This window comes from Martinezella calliandrae, assembly GCF_030272695.1.
In the GTDB taxonomy this organism is placed as follows: domain Bacteria; phylum Pseudomonadota; class Alphaproteobacteria; order Rhizobiales; family Rhizobiaceae; genus Rhizobium; species Rhizobium calliandrae.
Window position 1 is genome coordinate 110,890 of sequence record NZ_JARFYN010000004.1, and the last position, 23,754, is coordinate 134,643.

Annotated in this window: 22 protein-coding genes, 1 tRNA gene and 1 riboswitch; of the genes, 7 read left to right on the forward strand and 16 right to left on the reverse strand. The window is 60.7% G+C overall.

Going from position 1 to position 23,754, the window contains the following annotated elements; all coding sequences use genetic code 11:
• The first annotated feature begins 89 nt into the window (after window positions 1-89).
• The 3 genes from PY650_RS04515 (at window position 90) to PY650_RS04525 (ending at window position 2,534) form a co-directional block, all read left to right on the forward strand.
• Entirely contained in the window at window positions 90-755 is a 666-nt protein-coding gene (locus PY650_RS04515; protein WP_285877860.1) for a S24 family peptidase, read from the forward strand.
• A gap of 15 nt (window positions 756-770) precedes the next feature.
• The gene (locus tag PY650_RS04520) at window positions 771-2,039 is read left to right on the forward strand and encodes a thermonuclease family protein (RefSeq protein WP_285877861.1); all 1,269 of its coding nucleotides are present in this window, start codon (window positions 771-773) and stop codon (window positions 2,037-2,039) included.
• 81 nt (window positions 2,040-2,120) lie between these two features.
• Entirely contained in the window at window positions 2,121-2,534 is a 414-nt protein-coding gene (locus tag PY650_RS04525; protein WP_285877862.1) for a tellurite resistance TerB family protein, read from the forward strand.
• An 8-nt stretch (window positions 2,535-2,542) separates the two neighbouring features.
• On the opposite strand, the gene PY650_RS04530 is transcribed toward PY650_RS04525, so the two are convergent.
• On the reverse strand, window positions 2,543-3,373 hold the full coding sequence (locus PY650_RS04530) for a transporter substrate-binding domain-containing protein (RefSeq protein ID WP_285877949.1): 831 nt from the start codon (window positions 3,371-3,373) through the stop codon (window positions 2,543-2,545).
• 478 nt (window positions 3,374-3,851) lie between these two features.
• Between PY650_RS04530 and PY650_RS04535 the strand changes: the two genes are divergently transcribed.
• A complete protein-coding gene (locus PY650_RS04535; protein WP_285877863.1) occupies window positions 3,852-5,852 on the forward strand; it encodes a HAMP domain-containing methyl-accepting chemotaxis protein in 2,001 nt (666 codons plus the stop codon).
• A gap of 85 nt (window positions 5,853-5,937) precedes the next feature.
• Here PY650_RS04535 and PY650_RS04540 read toward each other — a convergent pair whose 3' ends face one another.
• From PY650_RS04540 to PY650_RS04560, 5 genes are all read right to left on the reverse strand, one after another.
• Window positions 5,938-6,528, reverse strand: coding sequence for an acyltransferase (locus tag PY650_RS04540; protein ID WP_285877864.1), 591 nt, complete (start codon window positions 6,526-6,528; stop codon window positions 5,938-5,940).
• 136 nt (window positions 6,529-6,664) lie between these two features.
• On the reverse strand, window positions 6,665-7,564 hold the full coding sequence (locus PY650_RS04545) for an MFS transporter (protein WP_432761489.1): 900 nt from the start codon (window positions 7,562-7,564) through the stop codon (window positions 6,665-6,667).
• A gap of 132 nt (window positions 7,565-7,696) precedes the next feature.
• Entirely contained in the window at window positions 7,697-7,987 is a 291-nt protein-coding gene (locus PY650_RS04550) for a GNAT family N-acetyltransferase (protein WP_285877866.1), read from the reverse strand.
• A gap of 173 nt (window positions 7,988-8,160) precedes the next feature.
• A tRNA-Gly gene (locus tag PY650_RS04555) sits at window positions 8,161-8,234 on the reverse strand.
• Between the two features lie 58 nt (window positions 8,235-8,292).
• Window positions 8,293-9,387, reverse strand: coding sequence for a 2'-deoxycytidine 5'-triphosphate deaminase (locus PY650_RS04560; protein WP_285877867.1), 1,095 nt, complete (start codon window positions 9,385-9,387; stop codon window positions 8,293-8,295).
• A gap of 171 nt (window positions 9,388-9,558) precedes the next feature.
• A riboswitch (SAM riboswitch) is annotated at window positions 9,559-9,637 on the forward strand.
• 42 nt (window positions 9,638-9,679) lie between these two features.
• Here PY650_RS04560 and PY650_RS04565 point away from each other — a divergent pair.
• Both PY650_RS04565 and apaG read left to right on the forward strand, forming a co-directional pair.
• Complete coding sequence (locus PY650_RS04565; protein ID WP_285877868.1) at window positions 9,680-10,867, forward strand: O-succinylhomoserine sulfhydrylase; 1,188 nt, start codon at window positions 9,680-9,682, stop codon at window positions 10,865-10,867.
• A 326-nt stretch (window positions 10,868-11,193) separates the two neighbouring features.
• Window positions 11,194-11,586 carry a Co2+/Mg2+ efflux protein ApaG gene (gene apaG / locus PY650_RS04570; RefSeq protein ID WP_285877950.1) on the forward strand — a complete coding sequence of 131 codons (393 nt, stop codon included), beginning with the start codon at window positions 11,194-11,196 and terminating at the stop codon, window positions 11,584-11,586.
• A 16-nt stretch (window positions 11,587-11,602) separates the two neighbouring features.
• Here apaG and PY650_RS04575 read toward each other — a convergent pair whose 3' ends face one another.
• The 3 genes from PY650_RS04575 to PY650_RS04585 form a co-directional block, all read right to left on the reverse strand.
• Entirely contained in the window at window positions 11,603-12,592 is a 990-nt protein-coding gene (locus PY650_RS04575) for an Hsp33 family molecular chaperone (protein ID WP_285877869.1), read from the reverse strand.
• A 46-nt stretch (window positions 12,593-12,638) separates the two neighbouring features.
• Complete coding sequence (gene argF, locus PY650_RS04580) at window positions 12,639-13,556, reverse strand: ornithine carbamoyltransferase (protein ID WP_285877870.1); 918 nt, start codon at window positions 13,554-13,556, stop codon at window positions 12,639-12,641.
• A gap of 71 nt (window positions 13,557-13,627) precedes the next feature.
• Window positions 13,628-14,827 carry an aspartate aminotransferase family protein gene (locus tag PY650_RS04585; RefSeq protein WP_285877871.1) on the reverse strand — a complete coding sequence of 400 codons (1,200 nt, stop codon included), beginning with the start codon at window positions 14,825-14,827 and terminating at the stop codon, window positions 13,628-13,630.
• A gap of 426 nt (window positions 14,828-15,253) precedes the next feature.
• Here PY650_RS04585 and PY650_RS04590 point away from each other — a divergent pair, with 426 nt between their 5' ends.
• On the forward strand, window positions 15,254-15,778 hold the full coding sequence (locus tag PY650_RS04590) for a GcrA family cell cycle regulator (RefSeq protein WP_285877872.1): 525 nt from the start codon (window positions 15,254-15,256) through the stop codon (window positions 15,776-15,778).
• A gap of 85 nt (window positions 15,779-15,863) precedes the next feature.
• On the opposite strand, the gene phoB is transcribed toward PY650_RS04590, so the two are convergent.
• The 7 genes from phoB to phoR all read right to left on the reverse strand — a co-directional run bounded on the left by phoB (window position 15,864) and on the right by phoR (window position 23,529).
• Window positions 15,864-16,547: a phosphate regulon transcriptional regulator PhoB gene (phoB, locus tag PY650_RS04595; protein ID WP_184355933.1), complete on the reverse strand. Its 684-nt coding sequence runs from the start codon at window positions 16,545-16,547 to the stop codon at window positions 15,864-15,866.
• A gap of 40 nt (window positions 16,548-16,587) precedes the next feature.
• The gene (gene phoU / locus PY650_RS04600; protein ID WP_285868102.1) at window positions 16,588-17,301 is read right to left on the reverse strand and encodes a phosphate signaling complex protein PhoU; all 714 of its coding nucleotides are present in this window, start codon (window positions 17,299-17,301) and stop codon (window positions 16,588-16,590) included.
• 51 nt (window positions 17,302-17,352) lie between these two features.
• Window positions 17,353-18,168 (reverse strand): phosphate ABC transporter ATP-binding protein PstB, encoded by an 816-nt coding sequence (pstB, locus tag PY650_RS04605; protein ID WP_285877873.1) that lies wholly within the window; start codon window positions 18,166-18,168, stop codon window positions 17,353-17,355.
• Window positions 18,169-18,182: 14 nt separating this feature from the next.
• Entirely contained in the window at window positions 18,183-19,517 is a 1,335-nt protein-coding gene (pstA, locus tag PY650_RS04610) for a phosphate ABC transporter permease PstA (RefSeq protein ID WP_285877874.1), read from the reverse strand.
• Window positions 19,514-20,995: a phosphate ABC transporter permease subunit PstC gene (pstC, locus tag PY650_RS04615; protein ID WP_285877875.1), complete on the reverse strand. Its 1,482-nt coding sequence runs from the start codon at window positions 20,993-20,995 to the stop codon at window positions 19,514-19,516. Before pstC ends, pstA begins: the two co-directional genes overlap by 4 nt.
• 59 nt (window positions 20,996-21,054) lie before the next feature.
• A complete protein-coding gene (locus PY650_RS04620) occupies window positions 21,055-22,089 on the reverse strand; it encodes a substrate-binding domain-containing protein (protein WP_285877876.1) in 1,035 nt (344 codons plus the stop codon).
• Window positions 22,090-22,272: 183 nt separating this feature from the next.
• Window positions 22,273-23,529, reverse strand: coding sequence for a phosphate regulon sensor histidine kinase PhoR (gene phoR, locus PY650_RS04625; protein WP_285877877.1), 1,257 nt, complete (start codon window positions 23,527-23,529; stop codon window positions 22,273-22,275).
• Between the last annotated feature and the right edge of the window lie 225 nt (window positions 23,530-23,754).

Here is a 23,754-nt window from a genome sequence, read left to right on the forward strand (position 1 = left end):
AAGCCGCCCTTTACTCGCCGGAGAGCCTCGGTTAACGTTTCCTTAAGGGTCAAACGCCGAATATTCCGGCTTCCGAGTGCTGAACGGCGATGCTGTCACATGAGCAGATATGGAGCGCGATCGACAGGCTTGCCGAGCGGCATGCCCTGACGGCGTCCGGTCTTGCCCGGCGCGCCGGCCTCGATCCCACCTCATTCAATAAATCGAAGCGGCTGAGCCAGGACGGGCGCCTGCGTTGGCCGTCGACGGAATCGATCGCCAAGGTGCTTGATGCGACCGGGGCCAGCATGGAGCAGTTTCTCAGCTTCATGCGCTCGGTGGATGACCCCAGCAGCACTTCCCATCGCGCGTTGTCCGCGCTGACAAGCTCCATCCCGATGCTCGGCTTCGCGCAGGCCGGTGCCGGAGGCTTTTTCGACGACGGCGGCTTTCCGGTCGGCCAGGGCTGGGACATGGTGGAGTTTCCGGCCGCACCTGGGCAGAGGGGTGGTGTCTACGCGCTCGAGGTGCAGGGCGAAAGCATGTTGCCGCTCTATCGTGATGGCGACGTGCTGATTGTCGAGCCGGGCGCACAGATCAGGCGCAATGATCGGGTGGTGGTCAAGACCCGCGAGGGTGAAGTCATGGCCAAGGTATTGTTGCGACAGAGCGCCCGGTCGATCGAACTGCTGTCGCTCAATCCGGAACACCCGAATCGCTGTTTCGATCTCGCGGATGTCGAATGGATTGCGCGGATCATCTGGGCCAGCCAATAGGAAAGTTTTCTCATTATGCGCAGTGATGTTTGGCTGGCAAGTTTGGCGGGTGTGGTCATCGGTTCGTGGCTGACATTGATTGCCGTGCAGGTCGAGGAGCATAGCTTCGGGCCGAACAGAGTGGAGACCGAAGCTGATAACCAAGCAGCGGTGACCGCCTCAATGGAAACGGCAAAGGCGGACGCCATCTCCGCAACGACCGCTCCGGCCCGGACGCCTGCCGATGCTGCCAATCAAGAGCCAACGCCCGCCGCCGAGGCAAAACCGGACGACAAAATCTCGGCGCCGCCTGCCGTCGCCGCCGAACAGACGCCGTCGGCCGCGGCGACCGCGCCTAGCACCACGGATCCCGGAACGATCGGCAACGGCAATCAGTCGCCGCCGACGACACTCTCGTCCACAGCATCCGCCTCGCCGCCCACCGTAGCTCCTACATCGACACCGGAAGACACAGCGAAAGCTCTTCTCGCCACCAGCGCAGATCAAATCGACAGCGGCAACGCCGACGCGCAGCCGCCAAAGCGGGCTGACAGCAAGGCATCGACCGAGTTCGCGCAACGGAAGACAACCCCAGCAAACCCGGGCGAGACGCAATTGGCGCAGGCAGCTCCGACGAATACGACCCCGACGCCGCAGTCGGAGAAAACACAGGCAGACAATGTTGCTGCCAAACCCGCACCTTCCGACCGAACCAATGCGGGCCAGATACCGGCGGGCCGGGGGCCAGCAGATCAAGGAGACAGGGAGCAAGCCGCCGCAGCCCACCGGACCCTGCCTGGCCAATGGCCAACGCAGCAGGTGCAGGCGTCGCCCAGCACAGATCAAAAGCCAAGCGAGCAGGCAAAGCCGGTCGAATTGGTGCGGCCGTTTTCTGACCGTGCCGGCATACTGACCATTGCCGGTAAGAGCGTGCAGCTTCCCGGGATCATTCCGACCGATGTGGACCGGATGTGCACCGGACCGAGCGGCAAGAGCTGGCCCTGCGGGGCTGCGGCGCGGACTGCCTTTCGCATGTATCTGCGCGGCCGTACCATCGATTGCGACCTGCCAAGCCCGACTTGGAAGGGGACCGTGATCGGTGCCTGCCGGTATGTTCGCATTGACCTCAGCGAATGGCTGGTGCGCTTCGGCTGGGCTGAACCCGAGGCCGGATCGCCGCTGTCTGCGCTCGCCGAACAGGCAAAGCAGCAGAAACGGGGCATCTACGGCGACGATCCGCGCGCCGGCGGAAAATCAACACTCGCGCCGGACGTGCCCAAGGAAAATCCGCTTAATCCAATCTGAGGTCACGCTTCCGACACCGGCTCTTGCCATGACGGGCCTGACTTTCTAGTCTGCTGCCAAAACCGGAGGACTTCGCCTGCCATGAACAAGCCACTTTCCGCCCATGAGGCCCTCATCTACGTCATGGTAATGGCGTCCGCCGTCGATCGGACGATGAACGACAAGGAAATGGGCCGGATCGGCGAACTGATCCATGCCTTGCCGGTTTTCGATGGTTTCGACGACGAGAGGCTAATCTCCGTTTCGCGCGATTGCGCCAAGCTTCTCGCCGGCAGCGAAGGGCTCGATATCGTGCTGGAAACAGTGCGCGACACATTACCCGCGCGGCTCTACGACACCGCATATGCGCTTGCCGTCGAAGTTGCCTCAGCCGATTTCTCGGTCAAGGCCGAGGAGCTGCGCTTGCTCAGCCTGCTGCGCGATCGTCTCGGTCTCGACAAGCTCACCTGCGCCGCCATAGAGCGCAGCGCCATCGCCCGCTACCGCAAGGGCTGAGAGCGTCATCAGTAGAGCCCGTAAGGGAAATACCGAAGATAGATTTCCTGCAGTCGGCCGTCGCGTGACAGTGTTGCCAGCGCGTGGTTGATCGCGGCTGTCAGATCGGCGTCCTGCTGCCGCAACATGATGGTCATGCCCTCGCCGAGGAATTTTTGCGAAAGATAGGGGCCATCAAACAGAGCACAGCATTTTTCTGCTGACGGCGAGGATACCCAGAAGGACAGCTGCAGCCCATCGGCAAATGCGGCGTCGACCTTGCCATCCTTGACCGCCGCGAGAAGCGTGTCTTTGTCGTCAAAGGGAACCTGCTTGATCGCCGGGAAAAAGGCGGCAAGCATCGCCTCATGTGCCGTGCCCTTGACCACACCCACCGGGTGACCGGCGAGCGCGGCGGCCGTCGTGCCGTCGATCGACGCCTTGAGATTGCGGACGAAGCGGGCGGGCAGTATCAGGAAGGGGCGCGAGAAGGCAAAGGTCTTGCGCAGATCGGGCGTGACCGCGACGCCCGCGATCACCGCATCACCTTGCGAACTGGCAAGCGCGCCCTGTAGCTCATCGAACGGCAGCGCCTGGATCTGGCATTTGTCCAATATGCCAAGCTCACTGCAGATTTCGCGGGCAAGATCCACATGGAAGCCGGCGAGCTTGCCGTTCTGGTCGGCAAAGTTGAAGGGCGGGAAATCGACGGATGTCAGGAAACGCAGCCTGACTAGCGAGGAAAGGTCCGGCTTCGGCAGCCGCTCGCGCGAATCGAACAGGATCGGAAGACCGGGCGGCGGCTCTTGCGCGCCAAGGGGCATGGCATAGAACACGGCGATCAGCACCACGCCTGCCATCAGCCTTGCCACGGATCCCAAAAGCGAAAGGCCAACAGGCATGATGATGATCCAGCCTCCAATCGAATGTTCAGATCTCTGATGTCGAAACCGGTCTAGCAGAGTTGGGCAAAATGGAAAATATCATGCGGCAGCTGACAGTCACGAGCCTTTCTCAAGCTGAGCAGCATTCATGATCGCATCCGGCGGTTGCGGTGCACCAAAAAAGCACGGACGCTGTAGAATTCGGCCCCGAACACTGTCGGCGTTAGCGGTCGATTAAGCTCTATCGATTCTATTTGAGGCATCGACGACGTCGGCTCCGGAAGCTGATCGCATGACGCATGTCGTCCGAACCTTTTTCGCAAGGTATCCCACAAGAATTCGGCTTCACCTGCGTGCATCAGGCAGCAAGCGTTAAATCCGCCGCCTCTCCCAGGCGCGCGGGCCATTGCGCGCTACCGTCCGATGCGGCGCGATATCCCTCGGGCGGATCGTCATGTTCAGGAACCTGAAAATCAAAACCAAGATGCTCGCCGTGATCCTGCTTCTCGGGATCATCTCCTTCGCCGGGCTGCTTTACATCGTCAGCGAATTCCGCAAGGCGGACCAGGCCTATAGCGCCTTCCTCGACAACGAGGCCGTCGCCGCGTACATGGGCACACGCTCAAGCACATCCATTCTAAATTCGGTGCTGCAGGCGAGCCTGATGCTGAATTTCGATCCCGACAGCCAGGCCTTCAAAGCGCTTGCCGGCGATAAAAGCCGCTTTGGCGAGGCCAAGGATCGATTGAAGCAGGCCGAAAGCCTGGTTCCTTCGAAAAAGGCGCAAATGGATGAGATTCTCGCCGGCATGGACGAGCTGGAGGCACTGACGAACAAGGTGATCAACCTGCGCAAGAGCGGCGACGTGGGGGGCGCAGAAGCGGGCATGGCCGACGTCAGCGACAAGCTGGCCGCACTGGTCGGCAAGATGCAAGAGAACAACAATGGGCTGACCGACCGACTGAATAAGGGCGCCGATGCCCTGTCTGCCCATGTCAACACCGCAATCGACTACGCGCTCGTCATCCTCGGCGCTCTGACGCTTCTTGGCATGGCCCTTGGCGTCTATGTCGCGCAGACAGGCATCGCCACGCCCCTGACGCGGCTGCATCGCCGCATGGTGACGCTCGCCAACGGCGACACGACGAGCGAGATCGACGGTCGCGACCGTCGCGACGAAATCGGCCAGATGGCTTCGGCGGTTTCCGTTTTCCGCGACAACGCCATCGAACGCGGCCGCCTGGAAGCGCAAGCCGAAGCCGATCGCAATCTCAACGACAGCGAGCGTGCCGAGCACGAGGCGCAGCGGGCGGAAGAAGCCGCGCATCTGCAGCAGGCAGTCCAGGTACTCGGCGATGGTCTGAAGCGCCTCGCGGAAGGTGATCTCGTCACCCAGATCAATACGCCTTTCGTTGCCCATCTCGACCAGCTGCGGCAGGATTTCAACAACTCGCTCACCAAGCTGAACGAGGCCATGCAGGCGGTCGGCGCCAATGCGCGCGCCATCAATGCCGGCGCTAACGAAATCCGCGGTTCCGCCGACGAACTTTCCAAGCGCACCGAACAGCAGGCGGCATCCGTAGAAGAGACGGCCGCCGCCCTCGAGCAGATCACTACGACAGTCAAGGACGCCGCCAAGCGGGCGGAAGAAGCCAGCCAGCTCGTCGCCCATACGCGCGCCGGCGCCGAACGGTCGGGCGAGATCGTCCGCAATGCCGTCAGCGCCATGCAGCAGATCGAGAAATCCTCGTCCGAGATCGGCAATATCATCGGCGTGATCGACGATATCGCGTTCCAGACCAACCTTCTCGCTTTGAATGCTGGTGTCGAAGCAGCGCGCGCCGGGGAAGCCGGCAAGGGCTTTGCGGTCGTCGCACAGGAAGTGCGCGAACTGGCACAGCGCTCGGCCAATGCCGCCAAGGAGATCAAGTCGCTGATCACCGCCTCCGGCACGCATGTGCAGACCGGCGTCAATCTGGTCGGCGAGACCGGCAAGGCGCTCGACGCCATCGTCTCCGAAGTTCAGGAGATAAATCGGCATGTGCATGCGCTCGCCGAAGCATCGCGCGAACAATCGGCCGGCCTGCAGGAGATCAACACGGCCGTCAATGCCATGGATCATGGCACGCAGCAGAATGCCGCCATGGTCGAGGAAAGCACCGCCGCCAGCCATAGCCTGGCAGCGGAAGCCGCCTCGCTGACGGCCCTGCTCAGCCAGTTCCGCATGACCGAAGGCGGCCACGTTTCGGCAGCGTCACCGAACTACGCGCCGCGCACCACCGTCCGCCCAGCGCCGCGATCCGCCGCAGCACCGGTCCGCGCTGTCGAAGGAACGAAAGCACGCCCCACTCCCTCACCGGCCCGCGCGCTCGGCCAGAAGCTGATGAGCGCCTTCGGAGGCGGCAGCCAGGCAGCCGCCGCTCCAGCGAAGGATGCGGACTGGACGGAATTCTGAGCCGCGTCACTGCTTGGTGCGATAATTCGACAACAAAACAGGCGGGATGCCTTCAACACATCCCGCCTGTTTATTTGAATGAAATCTATCGATCCGCTTTTCGTTTAGGAATTGGCAGCGGTTCGACATTTGCGTATCGGGCGCCGCCGGCAGCTTCGCCTCGCCGCCTGATCAGCTTCGCGGGGCCGCCAACATAGATGCCATAGGGTTCAGTCTTCCCCTTGACGACGGAATTTGCGCCAATGACGCATCCCTTGGATATATGGGAGCCGCCGAGGATTTTCGCTCCGGCGCCGATCCAGACATCGTCTTCGATGACCACCGGCTTCTTGGTAACGCCCTGCATACGAATGGGCTGGTTCGGATCGTCGAAATTATGGTCGAACGACACCACCATAGCATGGGCGGCGATCCGCACGTCGTTGCCGATCGTGATGCCGCCACGTCCGAGCAGAATAGCATAGTCATTGAGGGAGACGCTGCCGCCGATGTCAATGCTGCCGCGTTGGGCATCGATGACGATCCCCCTGCGGAGAAAGGCCTTTGGCCCAATGCTGACACTACCATCTTTCCAGACGATCATTGCGCTCAGTGGCACCTTCGTGCGTCGGGAGAGCTTCAACACACCCCGCGTGAAGATCGCCCTCAATCTGTAAAACCACGCAATGTTGAGCATCGGCTTCCATTCCATTTTTGTTGATCTTTTCGCACGAATGTCTGGCAGCAACCTGAAGGAAGAAAGGTATTAATGCGGCGGCACCAATGAAGATACCGCCATTCGTTCGTTACGACCATTCGGGCCAGAAGATATATCAGCTCCTTGTGGCAAGCCCGGTCAGGAGTGCTGCAGCTCCGAAAACTGCGCCGGTGGCACAGACGGCAGTCCAGCCACCCCAGCTCGAGGCCGTGCCGGCCAGGGCCGAGCCGACGGCGCCGCCGAGAAAGAAGATGCCGACGAACAGCCCGTTGATGCGGCCTCGCGCTTCCGGCCGTAGCAGATTGATCGCCCTGCGGCCCAATGTCTGATCGCCAGTAACGCCGACATCGAGCATTACGGCACCCGCGCCGAGCAGCACTAGGGAAATCACGGGTTGGCTGGCCTTAGCCTCGCCTGCCCAAGCGGACAACGTCATGGCGCCGATCAAGATCAGATGCGAGACGGTTGTCGCCACCCGTGTCCAGCCACGGTCACCCATTCGCCCGAAGGGCGAGGTCGCCACCGCGCCGCCGGCTCCGACAAGGGCGAACATGGCGATGCCGGCTTGACCTAGGGAAAATGGTGGCTGCGCCAGCCGCAGCGCGACCGCAGTCCAGAAAAGGCCAAAACTCGCCATCACCAGCGCGGCCGTGAGGGCGCGTATCCGCAACACCGCTTCATCGTGCAGGAGGTGCCAAAGCGAGGCGATCAAGCTGACGTAGCTTGATCTTACCAATGGTTGGCGTTCCGGCAGTCGGGGCGCAAGAGTGGCCGTCAGCAGGGCGAGCGCAGCGGCGCTGACCGCGTAGAAGCTGCGCCAACCCCAGATATCAGCGACCAGGCTAGCCAATGGACGCGACAACAAAATGCCGACCATCAGACCGCTCATGACGTTTCCGATCACCCGGCCGCGATGTTCCGGCGGCGTCATGGTCGCAGCGATCGGTACCAGGATCTGAATGGCGGAACAGGCCGCGCCGAGCAAGAAAAGAAAGGCGAGCAGGCTTAACGGCAGAGATGCCGTTTTTGACGTAGCCGATAGGTTAGGAGGCGGCGACTACGACGGCGGCGCGGCGGGGAGCGAGTCGCCGCCTCGCACCCAAAACGCCCTGCCGTTCGCGTTGCCTTCAAACACGTATAGGCAGCACTATTCGATCTGAGCTCCGCCAAGAGCCGCGATCCCAGAGTCGAGAAGATGCTTCGCGATCCCCTGTCGCCTTTGCGATGCACACACAGCAAGATGATGGATCAGACCGCGACGGCCATCATGCCCAACAAGAATGGTGCCTACAATATTTCTTTCGTCTTCAGCGACAAAGCTTGGGCCGGGATTGCGAGCCAGACCGGCGAGAATGGCATGTTTTTCGTCTGCTGAACTTAAGCCGACAACCTCGGTTGTCTCCCATAGCGACCTGGCGCCTGCATAATCAGCCGGCATGAAGCATCTTATTGCGAAGGACATGCACTTTAGCCTTTAATCCTCATTCTGAAATGCATGTCACGCTGATGCCAAATCTGGTGGCTCAGAGCGACCATTGTAAAAATCCCGATTCTTGTAATGTTTTGCGACTGATTTCTACAGTCCCGCGAATGTTCTGTGGCCAGAGGTTTTGGAGCGGGTGAAGGGAATCGAACCCTCGTATTCAGCTTGGGAAGCTGCTGCTCTACCATTGAGCTACACCCGCTTGACATTCAGAGATGTCCAACAGTTGGCGGCCTCTGTCAAGGCCGCCAACAAGACGATCAAAGCCGGAAGTGCTTCGACAGCTTTAGGCCCTGCGCCTGATAGTTCGAGCCGAGGCCGGAGCCGTAGAGGCTTGACGGCTGTTCCAGCATATGCTCGTAGACCAGGCGGCCGACGATCTGGCCGTCTTCGAGGATGAAGGGAACTTCGTGGCTGCGCACTTCCAGCACCGCGCGGCTACCGCGCCCGCCGGCGGGCGCATGGCCGAAGCCGGGGTCGAAAAAGCCGGCATAATGAACGCGGAATTCGCCGACCAGGGGATCGAAGGGCGTCATTTCGGCGGCATAATGCGGCGGTACGTGGACGGCTTCGCGCGACACTAGGATGTAGAACTCGTCCGGATCGAGGATCAGCTCTGTGCGGCCACGGCTATAAAGCGGCTCCCAGAAATCGAAGATATCGTGCTGCGCCTTCTTGTCGACATCGACAACCGCCGTGTGATGCTTGCCGCGGTAACCAATCAGGCCTTCCTTATCGCCGGCAAGATCGATCGAGAGCGCTATGCCGCCGCCGGTCACATTTGGCTGCTTGCTGGCGACCAGTGTCTCGCTGGCATGCAGCGCCATAAGCTCCGGTTCGCTCAGTAGTGCCTGGCCGACTCGGAAGCGGATCTGCGACAAGCGCGAGCCGCGGCGTACGACGATCGGGAAGGTCCGGGGGCTGATTTCGAGATAGAGCGGGCCGGAATAGCCGGCGGGGATCTTGTCGAACTCCTGAGCCCGGTCGGTGATCACGCGGGTGAAGATGTCGAGGCGGCCGGTCGAGCTTTTCGGGTTGGCGGAGGCCGACATGTCGGCCGGCAGGTCGAGCCGCTCCATCAGCGGCACGATATAGACGCAGCCGGTTTCCAGCACTGCGCCTTCGGAGAGATCGACGACGTGCAGCTTCAGCCGGTCGAGCTTGTCGGCCACGAGATGCGAGGGGCCAGGCATGAAACTGGCGCGGACACGGAAAGCATGCGCGCCCAATCGAAGGTCAAGGCTCGCCGGCTGGATCTGATCGACATCCAGTTCCTTTTCGCTCGTCAGCCGCCCCGCTTCGAAAAGGGCGGCAATGGCCCGATCGGCCAAAATTCCAGTATTGCGAGCCATCATGCCTCATCTCCAGCGCATAACCCGGCAAGTCGAGAATAGACTTGCCGGGTTATGCGCCGATTTAAACTGTTACTGTGACCCTTGCGGATCCTTCCGAACGCGCGGGCAGTAATTTGCCGGAGACAAAACCAAACTCGGGGAATTGACGCAAGCGGTCAACGGAAGTATTGCAACTTATCCCGTGGTGATTTGGCCGGTCGGCTTGCAGCCACGTTAAACAAGTGGCTAAAAGGACCGGGGTTAAACCGGTCTGCTTTCGCGGCCGGTTTTTTGTTTTGAAAGTGGTGATGGCATGAGCAAGACTTGGCGCCCCGCAACACAGCTCGTTCACGGCGGAACGCTCCGTTCGCAATTCGGCGAGACGTCTGAAGCGATCTATCTGACCCAAGGCTTCGTCTACGACACCTCGGAAGCGGCCGAGGCCCGTTTCAAGGGTGAAACCGACGGCTTTATTTACGCCCGCTACGGCAGCCCCACGAACGACATGTTCGAAAAGCGCATGTGTGCGCTCGAAGGCGCCGAAGATGCCCGCGCCACCGCATCCGGGATGGCCGCCGTTTCCGCCGCCATCCTCTGCCAGCTGAAGGCCGGCGACCATATCGTTGCCGCCCGCGCCCTCTTCGGCTCGTGCCGTTGGGTCGTCGAAACGCTGGCACCGAAATACGGTATCGAATGCACGCTGGTCGATGGTCGTTTCGTGGAGAACTGGGAAAAGGCGATCCGCCCGAACACCAAGGTCTTCTTCCTGGAAAGCCCGACCAATCCGACGCTCGAAGTGGTCGACATTGCCGCCGTCGCCAAGCTCGCCAACCAGATCGGCGCCAAGGTCGTGGTCGACAATGTCTTCGCCACGCCCCTCTTCCAGAAGCCGTTGGAACTCGGCGCGCATATCGTCGTCTATTCCGCCACCAAGCACATCGACGGCCAGGGCCGATCGCTCGGCGGCGTCATCCTCTCCGACAAGCAGTGGATCAGCGAGAACCTGCAGGACTATTTCCGCCACACCGGTCCCGCGATGTCGCCGTTTACCGCCTGGACGCTGCTGAAGGGCATCGAGACGCTGCCGCTGCGTGTCACGCAGCAGACGGCGAATGCAGCAAAGGTTGCCGATTTCCTCGCCGAGCAGACAAATAAGGTCGCCCGCGTCATCTATCCCGGCCGCAAGGACCATCCGCAGGCTGACATCATCGCCAAGCAGATGAGCGGCGGCTCGACCCTCGTGGCCTTCGAGCTGAAGGGCGGCAAGGAAGCGGCGTTCAAGCTGCAGAACGCACTGGAGATCGTGAAAATCTCCAACAATCTCGGCGACTCGAAGAGCCTGATTACGCATCCGGCCACGACCACGCACAAGAACCTCACCGACGAAGCTCGCGCCGAGCTCGGCATATCGCCCGGAACGGTCCGCTTTTCCGCTGGCATCGAGGACAGCGAGGATCTGGTCGAGGACTTCGCCCGCGCGCTGGCGTTGGTTTCAGCCTGACCTTTCTACTCAAACCCGTCCGAACATCGTTCGGGCGGGCTTACAAGTCTTGAAAGCAGACCATGCGCCTATACTTTCGGCCGCGTGCGATTAAGCTTTAGAATTAGGGCTAACATTTGAAAATCCGATTGGTTTAACCCGGCAAGGGAGTTTTCACCAATCCGTTCCTTGACGGAACAGGTCGCTTTATAGGATACCGCTAACAGTCCCGCTTTCCGTGGGATCATAGAAAGCGGATAAGATGCCCTAGACGTAAAATGCTGGAGCGTCCTTTGTGTGTTCGTTTGAATGCATGGCGTTTCGGAGAAGTGACCAAGGTATCAGGCATGTATCGCGCTCTGACACGCGACATCGAAGTTGTCGTCGAACCCTTTTATCTGGAGGAGCAATCCGATCCGGACGACGATCGTTATGTCTGGGGTTACCGTATCGTCATTTCCAACCACTCCGCCATTTCCGTCCGGCTGGTGACGCGTTATTGGCACATCACCGATCAGAATGGTCTGGTGGACGAGGTGACCGGTCCCGGCGTCGTCGGCGAGCAGCCGAGGCTGCGGCCGGGCGATACCTATGAATATTCCTCAGGCTGCCCGCTCGACACGCCGTCGGGCATGATGTTCGGCCACTACCAGATGGAAACGGATGACGGGGAGCTCTTTCACGTCAAAATCCCCGCCTTTTCACTGGATACGCCTAACCTGTTGCGCACGCTGAACTGACTCTGAGACAAGTTGCTCAGGCGTCAGTCACCTCGGAAACCTCGAAGCGATAGGTCGTAGAGCAGAACTCGCAGGTGACGGCAATTTCGCCATTCTCTTGGCTCGCCTCGATCTCCTCGGCAGAAAACCCCTGCAACACACTCTTCAGCTTGTCGCGCGAACAGGTGCAGCGGTCGAAGACCGCCTTCGGCTCGTAGACCCGCACGCCGCGCTCGTGGAAGAGGCGGTACAGCAAACGCTCGGTGCCGACCTGCGGGTCGGTCAGTTCGTCCGCATCGATCGTCTCGACAAGCGTGCGCGCTTCCGCCCAGGCGTCATCCTCGACATGTTCGCGAACGCTCGTGTCACCGTCGCCGCCGTGGAGGTCCGGCTGGCGCATGCGCTCGGGTGCTTCCGGCAGGAACTGCGCAACCAGGCCACCCGCCCGCCAACGGCGGCGCGGCTTGCCGGCCTCGTCGCGGTCGAACAGTTCGGCCGCACCCAGACGAACACGCGTCGGGATCTGCTCCGACTGGCGGAAATAGGTGCCGGCAATCTCCTCGAGCGAAGCGCCGTCAAGCGCCACGATCCCCTGATACGGCTGGCTGAAGCGGCCTTGATCGATGGTGAAGGCGAGCACGCCCTTGCCGAGCAGCTGTTCCGGCTCGGTCTTGCCGGCGGCGACAGCCTCGCCCAGTGCCTCGTCATCAAAGCGGGCATAGGCGCGGACGTTCTCTGGCGTCGAGAAATCGGCAACCAGAAGATCGACCGGCCCGTCGCTCTTCGTCTGCACGGTGAACTTGCCCTCGAACTTCAGCGAAGTGCCGAGCAATACGGTCAGCACCACAGCCTCGGCCAACAGCCGGGCGACGGGGGCAGGATAATTGTGCCGGGCGAGGATTGCATCCAAAAGAGGCCCGAGCTGCACGGCGCGGCCGCGTACATCAAGACCTTCTACCTGGAAGGGAACGACATGATCGTCGCCGGCAAAATCGAATTGACCCAGCGAGGCTGCACTTTCCGCCATTGCTCTACTCCTACTGCGCCCGCGACATTAACGCGGTTCTATATCCTCAGATCGCGCCCAGGCACCAAGCAAGAATCGATTTTTGCGCATGAAGGCGGTTTTCCGCCTCATCGAAAACAACGGATTGCGGACCGTCGATCACCTCGTCCGTCACTTCCTCCCCGCGATGGGCGGGCAGGCAATGCATGAACAACGCGTCCTTGCCGGCCTGTGCCATCAAAGCCGCATTGACCTGATAGGGCTGGAAGACGTTGTGACCGCGGGCCCGGTGCTCCTGATTCATGGAAACCCAGGTATCGGTTACCACACAATCGGCGCCAGCGACCGCACGGTCGGCATCATGCGAGAGCATGATTTCGGCGCCCTCGTTGCGGGCCCAGTTCAGATAGTGATCCTTCGGCTCGGAACCAAGGGGCACGGCCATGTTCATGCGATAGCCGAAACGGGCAGCCCCTTCGACCAGCGAATGAAGCACGTTGTTGCCGTCGCCGCTCCAGGCGATCGTCTTACCCTTGATCGAACCGCGATGCTCCTCGAAGGTCATGATATCGGCCATGATCTGACAGGGATGCGTGTCGTCGGTCAGAGCGTTGATGACTGGCACGGTCGCGTGTTCGGCGAGTTCCAGCATGCGCGAATGGTCGGTCGTGCGGATCATGATCGCGTCGACGTAGCGCGACAGCACCCTGGCCGTATCGCCGATCGTCTCGGCGCGGCCGAGCTGCATTTCCGTACCCGACAGGAACAGCGTCTCGCCACCGAGTTGGCGCATGCCGACGTCAAAGGAGACGCGTGTGCGCGTGGACGGCTTCTCGAAGATCATCGCCAGCATCTTGCCGGTCAACGGCTTGTCGACAGCGCCCGCCTTCAGCGCCTGCTTTCGCACGATAGCATCGTCGATGATATTGCGCAGATCGGTCGCCGCGACGGCGGAGAGATCGAGAAAGTGTTTCGGTGAAGCCATGTCTTACCTGTACTCCCAAAAAGATTACGCCCGCTGGGGGCAATAACGCCCCAAAACAGCGGGCGTTGAACTCACGCCGACTTCTTGGCGCGGGCGGCGCGCAGGCTCTCGGCGGCACGTTCGATGCGAGCAATGCCTTCGCGCGCTTCCTCGGCAGTGACCACCAGCGGCGGCAGCAGGCGGATGACGTTGTCGCCGGCCGGCACGCCCAGCAGATGTTCGGCGCGGATCGCCTGCAACAGCTCCGATGATGGGATGGCAGCCTTCATGCCGAGCAGCAGCCCCTCGCCGCGGATATCCTCGATGATATCCGGAAAACGATCCTTGAGCGAGGCGAGGCCCTGGCGGAAGACCAATGCGACATCGCGCACATGCTGCAGGAAGCCATCCGCCAGTACGATATCCAGCACAGCATTGCCCACGGCCATGGCGAGCGGATTGCCGCCATAGGTCGAACCATGGGTTCCCGCTTTCATGCCCGATGCGGCCTCAGCCGTCGCAAGGCAGGCGCCGAGCGGAAAGCCGCCGCCGATACCCTTGGCGACTGCCATGATATCAGGAGTGATACCGGCCCATTCGTGGGCGAAAAGCTTGCCCGTGCGGCCGACGCCGGTCTGAACTTCGTCGAGAACCAGCAGCAGACCATGCTCGTCACAGATCTGACGCAGCCCGCGCATGAACTCGTTCGTCGCCGGGCGAATGCCACCTTCGCCCTGTACGGGCTCGATCAAGATGGCGGCCGTTGCATTGGTAATGGCGGCTCGCACCGCATCGAGACCGCCGAAGGGTACCTGGTCGAATCCAGGCGCCTTCGGGCCGAAACCTTCGAGATACTTCTCCTGGCCGCCGGCCGCGATCGTCGCGATCGTGCGGCCATGGAAAGCGCCTTCGAAGGTAATGATATGATATCTCTCCGGATGACCCTTCGCGAACTGGTAGCGCCGTGCCGTCTTGATGGCGCATTCCAGCGCCTCGGCACCGGAATTGGTGAAGAACACCTTGTCGGCGAACGTGGCTTCCGTCAGGCGCTTCGACAGCTTCTCCTGACCGGGCACTTCATAGAGGTTGGACAGGTGCCAGACCTTGTCGACCTGCGACTTCAGCTCTGCAACCAGATGTGGATGCGCATGGCCAAGCGCATTGACCGCGACGCCAGCCGCGAAATCGAGATAGCGCTCGCCGGTTTCGGTGATTAGCCATACGCCTTCGCCTCGCTCGAACCGCAGCGGAGCACGCACATAGGTGTCATAAAGCGGCGCGGTTTCAGCCATGGCCCATATCTCCTCGATCACAACCTTTAGGACAAACGTTTCCCTTCGAGTGAAACGGGCCCGAAAAAATCAAAATGCCGCCTTGCGGCGGCCCGAGGCACTATTGATGTTTTGCACCGCGATGTCAACAAAACTGGCGAGTTAGCAGGTGCGGCAGACCGCCTCTGGATGGATGGCACGCCTTCGACAACTTATATTGCATAAATGCCACTCACGTATAGCAAGTTGGGGAAAACCTCGAAATCGATTCTCCAAGATTCGTGCGACTCTTGTCACGGAGTCAGCCTCACACTAGGTTAAAAACCAATTACTAGACTGCATGCGGCGGAACTAGTCACCACAATTTTAAAGCGTTTCGCGCCTCGACCCAATGCGAGGCAATGGTGAGGGATTCTGCCATCAGAAACGCGACAGCGGAGACAGGGCATGAATTGGACAGACGAACGCGTCGAGAAGCTGAAGAAGCTGTGGTCCGAAGGTTTGAGCGCCAGCCAGATCGCGGCACAGCTCGGTGGTGTCAGTCGCAATGCCGTCATCGGCAAAGTGCATCGCTTGAGCCTGCCGGGCCGCGCCAAGGCCGGCGGCACGGCAACGGCGGCCCGAGCGCCGAAACGCAATACCTCGGCACCACGCGCGCCGAACTACGCCTCGCGCGTTGCAACCCGCACGGTTACCCGCCAGCAGGGTGCGACGATGCTCAAGGAAGAGGTCGAGATCGATACCGTCAACGAGATCGAATATCGTCCGGCCGCCAATGTGGTCGTTCCGATCTCGCGCCGCCTCGGCTTGACGGAACTCACCGAACGCACCTGCAAGTGGCCAGTCGGCGACCCTCTGAAAGACGATTTTCACTTCTGCGGCAACGACAGCCCGGACTCTTCGCCTTACTGCACCTATCATCAGCGCCTCGCTTACCAGCCGGTACACGATCGACGCCGGGCGGCACACTGAACCGCACCAGCCACATGAAAGAAACGGGCCGAAGGGCCCGTTTACTGTTTCCGCCGCTCTGCAAAAACCTGTCGGATGATCCCGATCAGGCCTCCATGGAATAACCCGCACCGCGAACGGTGCGGATGACATCCTGCATATTGGAGAAATTCAGCGCCTTGCGCAGGCGACCGACATGCACGTCGACTGTGCGTTCGTCGACATAGATGTCGTGTCCCCATACGCCGTCGAGCAACTGGGACCGCGAAAAGACGCGGCCCGGCGAGGACATCAGGAATTCCAGCAGGCGGAATTCCGTCGGCCCCAACCGCACTTCGCGGCTCTTGCGGTGAACGCGATGGGTTTCGCGGTCCAGTTCGATATCGCCACAGCGCAACACCGTGGAGAGAACTTCCGGGCGGGCGCGGCGCAGCATCGCCTTGACGCGAGCCATCAGCTCCGGCGTCGAGAACGGCTTGACGACATAGTCGTCCGCGCCGGTGGAAAGGCCGCGCACGCGCTCGCTTTCCTCGCCGCGAGCGGTAAGCATGATGATGGGTAGGCGCTCTGTCTCCGGCCGCATGCGCAGCCGGCGGCAGAGCTCGATGCCGGACACGCCAGGGAGCATCCAATCGAGGATCAGAAGATCGGGGGTGCGCTCCTGGAGGCGCAGCTCGGCTTCGTCGCCTCTCAGGATGGTGTCGACCTCGAAGCCCTCAGCTTCAAGATTATAGCGCAGCAGAACGCTTAGCGCTTCCTCGTCTTCTACAACAGCTACTCTCGGAACCATGCGCCTCTGGTCTCCCTCTCTTACTCTCTTAGCGTGTACGTTATTCCGTCACTGCACCGACGGTGTTCGCGGTATCGTCTTTCGGGCGCTCGCCTTCGGGCTGGGCGCCGGTTGCCATGTAATAGATCGTCTCGGCAATGTTGGTGGCATGGTCGCCGATGCGCTCGATGTTCTTGGCGCAGAAGAGAAGATGCGTGCAGGTGGTGATGTTACGCGGATCTTCCATCATGTAGGTCAGCATCTCGCGGAAGAGCGAGGTGTACATGGCGTCGATTTCCTCGTCGCGTTCGCGGATCGACACAGCCTTGTCGGGCGAACGGGTCGTATAGACGTCGAGCACTTCCTTGAGCTGGACGAGCGCGAGTTCGGAGAGGTGTTCGATGCCGCGAGCGAGACGGCGCGGAACGCCGGTGCCCTGCACGGCTATGACGCGTTTGGCGGTGTTCTTGCCGAGATCGCCGACGCGCTCCAAGTCGGAGGCGATGCGGATGGAGCCCATGATTTCACGCAGGTCGGCAGCCATCGGCTGGCGGCGAGCGATGGTGACGATCGCCTTGTCGCCGACTTCGCGTTCGGCGTGGTCGAGAATGACGTCGTCGGAGATGACCTTCTGCGCCAGGCCGGCGTCGCCATTGACCAGAGCGCGAACACTGTCGCTGACCATTTGCTCCGCCAGGCCGCCCATTTCAGCAATGCGGCGCGTCAGAAACTTCAGGTCTTCGTCATAGGCAGAGAGAATGTGTGTGGAGACCATTTTTCTATCCTCAAGGTGAACGATGTGAAGGGAACCGCGCGGGGAGCATCATCAGCCAAAGCGGCCCATGATGTAATCCTGCGTGCGGAAATCATCGGGATTGGTAAACATCTTATCGGTATCATTCTCCTCGACCAGATGGCCGAGATGAAACATCGCGGTGCGTTGTGAGACGCGGGCCGCCTGCTGCATGGAATGCGTCACGATGACGATCGTGAAGTTTTCCCGCAGCTCATGTATGAGTTCCTCGACTTTGGCGGTGGCAATCGGATCGAGCGCCGAGCATGGCTCGTCCATGAGAATGACTTCCGGACTGACGGCGACGGCTCGGGCAATACAGAGGCGCTGCTGCTGGCCGCCGGACAGGCTGGTGCCGGCATCATGCAGCCGATCCTTCACTTCTCCCCAAAGGCCGGCCTTCTGCAGGCTGGTTTCGACGATGTGATCCAGATCGGCCTTGGAACGATAAAGTCCGTGGATACGAGGCCCATAGGCCACATTCTCGTAGATCGATTTAGGGAAGGGATTGGGCTTTTGAAACACCATGCCGACGCGGGCACGCAGCTCCACCACATCGATGGCGTTGTCGTAGACATCCTGATCGTCGAGTGTGATCTTGCCGGTGATGCGGCACGTGTCGATCGTATCGTTCATGCGATTGAGGCAACGCAGGAAGGTGGATTTGCCGCAGCCCGAAGGACCGATCAGCGCGGTAACCGTATTGGCGCGGATGTTCAGGTTTACGTCGAACAGGGCGCGCTTGTCGCCGTAGTAGACCGAGACGTCCTGGCCGATCATCTTGTAGGGGATCCTCATCATCTTCCTGGCCAGTAATCTCTCGCTCGCGGCTTCCGTGATCATGTTCATACCGTCTTCTCCTGTCACCAGCGCCGCTCAAAACGACGGCGCAGCAGGATTGCTCCGATGTTCATCGCAACAAGGAAGAAGAGCAGAACGATAATGGCACCGGAGGTTCTTTCGACAAAGGCGCGCTCGGCTTCGCTCGCCCACATGTAGATCTGCACCGGCAGGGCCGTCGAAGGATCTAGCGGCCCTACCGGATAATTCGCGACGAAGGCGACCATGCCGATCAAGAGCAATGGTGCGGTTTCGCCGAGCGCATGCGCCAGCCCAAGGATCGTGCCCGTCAGGATGCCGGGCATGGCGAGTGGTAGGACATGGTGGAAAACCACCTGCATGCGCGACGCGCCAAGGCCGAGGGCTGCGCTGCGGATCGACGGCGGCACGGCCCGCAGCGCCGAGCGCGTGGCAATGATGATCATCGGCAGCGTCATCAGGCTGAGCACCAGCCCGCCGACCAGCGAAGCGGAACGCGGCAAGCCCATGAAATTGATGAAGACCGAAAGGCCGAGCAGGCCGTAGACGATCGACGGCACCGCAGCGAGATTGTTGATATTGACCTCGATCAGGTCCGTCAGGCGGTTCTTCGGCGCAAACTCCTCCAGGTAAATCGAGGCAGCCACGCCGATCGGCAAAGCCAAGACCAATACGGTCAGCATCAGGTAGAGGGAACCGATCAGCGCGACACCGAGGCCCGCCGCCTCCGGGCGGCTTGAATTGCCGGACAAGAACAGGCCGGTGTTGAATGCCTTGTACAACGCGCCGCTGGCTGCGAGCTGCCTCATCCATGTGAGCTGCTGGTCAGAGACCTTACGGTCCTTTTCTGACGCCGTCAGATCGATCTGTCCCTTGTTGGCGGAGTCGATATTGGCGCCGGCGAGGAAGGTGACCTCGACTGTCTTCCCGATGATCGAGGGATCGGCCAGGACCTTGTCGCGCAATGCAATCCGTGCGCCGTCCGATACCATTTCTGTCGCTTCGCGGACGAGTACCCGATTGGAAGGATCGATGCCCAGCGCCTTCACCAAAGCATCACGAATGAGAGCCGGATAATTGGCCGAGATCAGCACCTTAGGATCGGTGCCGCGCTTGCCCGCAGGATCGAACACTTTCTCCGTGAACTCGATCGGCAAGGTAATCGAGGTCTGCACGAACGCGGTGTAGCCGTGACGCACCACCGTAGAGACCAGGATAACGAGGAAGACGAGGCCGAAGGTGACGGCGGCAAGGCCATAGGCACGGAACCGCCTTTCAGCGGCGTAGCGACGATTGATGCCGATATCGCGCCGTAACGGCGCGCCGGGCGTCAACCCACGCGGAATCGGCGATGGTGCGGAAGAAGCGACCTCGCTCATTCGTATTGCTCCCTATACCGGCGGACGATGTAGAGCGCATAGACGTTCAGGCAAAGGGTCAGGCCGAAGAGCGTTATGCCGAGCGCGAAGGCCACCAATGTCTGCGGCGAGGTGAATTCGAGGTCGCCGGTCAACTGGTTGACGATCTTTACGGTGACCGTCGTCATCGGCTCGAAGGGATCGAGCTGCATGCGGGCTGCAACGCCGGCGGCCAGCACGACAATCATCGTCTCGCCGATCGCCCGCGACGCCGTCATCAGCAGCGCGCCTACGATGCCTGGCAATGCAGCGGGCAGGAGGACGCGCTTGACAGTTTCCGATCGTGTGGCGCCGAGGCCAAGCGACCCGTCACGCAGCGAGCGCGGCACGGCCATGATGATGTCGTCTGAAAGTGACGAGACGTAGGGAATGAGCATGACGCCCATGACGAAGCCGGCAGTCAAGACGCTCTGCGCCTCGATGAAGCTCGCGTAATTGCCCGTCAGCAGGCCGTTGATATCAGCGGAAATGTCGCGCAGGAACGGTCCGACGGTCACCAGGGCGAAAAAGCCGTAGACGATGGTCGGAATGCCGGCAAGCACTTCGAGCATCGGTTTTGCGACGGAGCGCACGCGAGACGAGGCATATTCGGCCATGTAGATGGCGGCAAACAGCCCGACCGGAACAGCGACCAGCATGGCGACGAAGCCGATGTAGAGTGTGCCCGCCAGCAACGGGATAAGCCCGAACGTGCCCGACGTTTGCGAGCCGGCTCCCGTGAAACGCGGATCCCAGACGGTGCCGAAGAAGAATTCGGCGGCGGGAACCATGTTGAAGAAACGGGCCGCTTCCGACAGCATCGAAGCGACAATGCCGATCGTCGTCAGCACAGCGATGGAGGAAGCGACGATCAAGCCGCCGAGAATGACCTGCTCCACCCGGTTGCGGGCACGAAAGCGCAGCGCGATGGCACGGAGGCCATGAATGGCGCACAGCACCGAAAGAATGATGGCTGCCGCCGACATGACGATGCGACTGACATATCGCATGCCGTTATATTTGTTGGCGGCCTCGATCATATAACCGGTCGGCCGGACCGCGAGCGGCACACCCTTCTGCGCCAGGAGCAATTGAAGATCGGCCGAGCCGCTGGCGACAGTGGCAAGCTCCCGGTCATCGAGCAGGCGCATACCATGGGCGATGCTGCGCACCATGCCGTAGCTGAGGTTGAGCTCCGCTTCCGGCAGGGATTTCACCTCCTCCGGAAAGGACTTAATCACGAAACGGTCGATCACCTCCGGGCTGATTGTCAGCCAGACGCAGATCAACGCTAGCGCCGGCAGCACCGCCCAGATGGCGGCATAGGCGCCGTGATAGCCGAGTCGCGAATGCATGGCCGAGGACCTGCCGCCCGAAAGCGCAGCCGCTCTCGTCCGCCCCAGCACGAAGGCAGAGGCGCCGATGATCGACAGGCACAACAGCAGCAATGACAAACTCATTCCCATTCCCCGGCAAACGCCGGCGCGGGCAAACCCCGCCGGCGGCAGTCGTTATGCACTCACATGATCTTCCCGTCCGCGAAATCCTTGCGGATCTGATCCCTTTCAGCATCCGGTGCCGGCACCAGGCCGTATTCGGCCAGGGGGCCGTCCGGTCCGATCATCTGATCGCTCATGAAAAAGTCGACATATTCCTTCAGGCCCGGAATGACGCCGAGATGCGCCTTCTTGACGTAGAAAAACAGCGGCCGCGACACCGGATAGGTGCCGTCGGCGATGGTCTGGCCCGAGGGCACGATGCCGCTCACGGTCGCGACCTTCAGCTTGTCGGCATTGTTCTGGTAGAAGTAGAGGCCGAAGACGCCGATACCATGCTTGTTAGCGTCGATGCGGGCCAGCGTCTCGGGATAATCGCCGTCGATGTCGACCGCCGCTCCGTCCTTGCGCACCGCAATGCACTTCGCCGTCCGGTGATCGGGATCGGAAACGGTCGTCTTGATGACGTCGAGCGCGCCGGAATCCTTGCAGCCGGCGGCAAGCACCTTCTCTTCGAAGACCTCGCGCGTGCCGTGCTTCTCGCCCGGAATGTAGGCTGCGATCTCGAAGTCCGGGAGGGCAGGATTGATCTCGGACCACTTCCTGTAAGGGTTGGGAACCAGTTTGCCCTTCACCACGACCTCGGCGGCGAGCGCCTTGTAGAGATCGGCGGGGACGAATTTTATATCGGGATTGCTCTTGTCGAAAGCAAAAACGATGCCGTCATAACCGATCTTGACCTGCTGGATATCGGCGACGCCGGCTGCCTTACAGGCCACGACTTCGCTGTCCTTGATCGGGCGCGAAGAATTGGCGATATCGATGGAATCCGGGCCGACGCCCTTGCAGAATTCCTTCAGGCCGGCACCGGAACCGCCGGATTCGACGACCGGCGTTTTGAAGTTGGTGAAGGTTTCGCCGAAGGTCTCGGCAACGATCTTGGCATAGGGGAATACGGTGGAAGAACCGGAAATCTGAATCTGATCGCGGGCCAGCGCGACACCGGAACAAGCGGCGGAAGCGACCAACGCAATGATAGACAGTTTCAACGTGTTCATGGTGAACCCTCCCTGACGGGCTTTGAAGAGCGCGGCGGCGAACGGGCGTCCGCCTTTCAACAGCCCTTTTTAGCGGTCAAAGCACCGCCCTTTTATGTCAGGCGAGTGAAACAATTATGACAGTTCAACCTGTTGAAATATATTAATTAAATTGCGTACAAAATGATCGATTCGCGGAGCCGTTCAGAACCGCACGGTAAAGTCCGTTCCTTTTCCGACTTCCGACTTAACGATCAGCCTTGCTCGATGGCGGGTGAGAATATGCTTGACGATGGCAAGCCCCAGGCCCGTGCCTTTTTTCGAGCGGCTATCTTCGACATTGACGCGATAGAAGCGCTCGGTCAGGCGCGGCACGTGCTCCGCCGGAATACCCGGCCCCCTGTCGGAGACGACGACCTCGACGGCCTGACCGGGCTCATTCAGGAGCGAAACCTCGACGACCTTGCCTTCCTGACCGTATTTGCAGGCGTTTTCGATGAGGTTTTCGAAGACCTGCACCAGTTCGTCGCGATCACCCAGCACCTCCACCTTTGCGGGAGGCAAATGCAGATTGATGGTCACGTCGAGATCGCCGGCGAGCGGCAGCAGCGCATCACGGACATGGCCGAGCAAGGGCACGAGATCGACCTTCTGATCCGGCGCGATGTGCGACTTCAACTCCAACCGCGACAGCGACAGGAGGTCGTCGACCAGTCGGCTCATGCGCGTCGTCTGGTCGAACATGATGCCGAGGAAACGCTGCTGCGCCTTCGGGTCCGCCTTAGCCGGCCCCTGGATGGTTTCGATAAACCCGCGCAGCGAGGCAAGCGGCGTGCGCAGCTCGTGGCTCGCATTGGCGACGAAATCGGAGCGCATGCGATCGATATGGCGAAGTTCGGAGATATCGCGGAAGGAGAGCACAAAGAAGGTCCCGGGCTCGATGTCTGTTTCAGGCAGATCGATCGGCGCGATGCGGACGATATAAACGCGTTCGGACGGCAGGCGCTCCGAATGTTCGATCTGGTTCGGCGCGTTGGTGGTGATCGTCTCACGCACCATGTCGAGCACGCCGGGGGAGCGCAGCTTGGCGGAGATATGGGCGCCGGGTGGAAAAGCACCGAAGGCTTTATCGGCAGCGGCATTCTGGACCAGGACGGACGCCTCGCGATCGATGATGAGCACCGGCACGTCAAGTGCTGCAAGCCCGGAAAACACCGTGCGAAGCAGGACCTCTCGATCGGTCGGCACAGGATCGGCGGCCGGCGGCGGGGCTGCCTTTTCGACCAGGGGCCGGCGGATAAGCGCAACGCTCATCACGACGACCCAGATCCAGAAGACGACGCCGGTGTTGATGCCCTCGACGAGCGCGAGAATGGCGATCAGCGTCGCCAGAATCAGGATGGCGGTCTCCTGCCGCAGCCGTGCAGCCAGCTTCCTGAGGAATGACCATTCGTCTTCCACGTGCACCCGTCCCTTCGCCTGCCATTGCGGAATCCAAGACTCCGCGTCTTAGCGGGGATTCATGACAGAATTTTCGGCTCTATCCACAGAAGCCGACGACTTACAACAATAAATGTAGCCGGCAAAGGGTGCCGTCGGCAAAGAGCTTGAAAATACTGGATAAATATCCCAACTTGCTTCAAAGTTTTTTTGCCACACCCAGCGGATATCGTTAGAACAAGATAA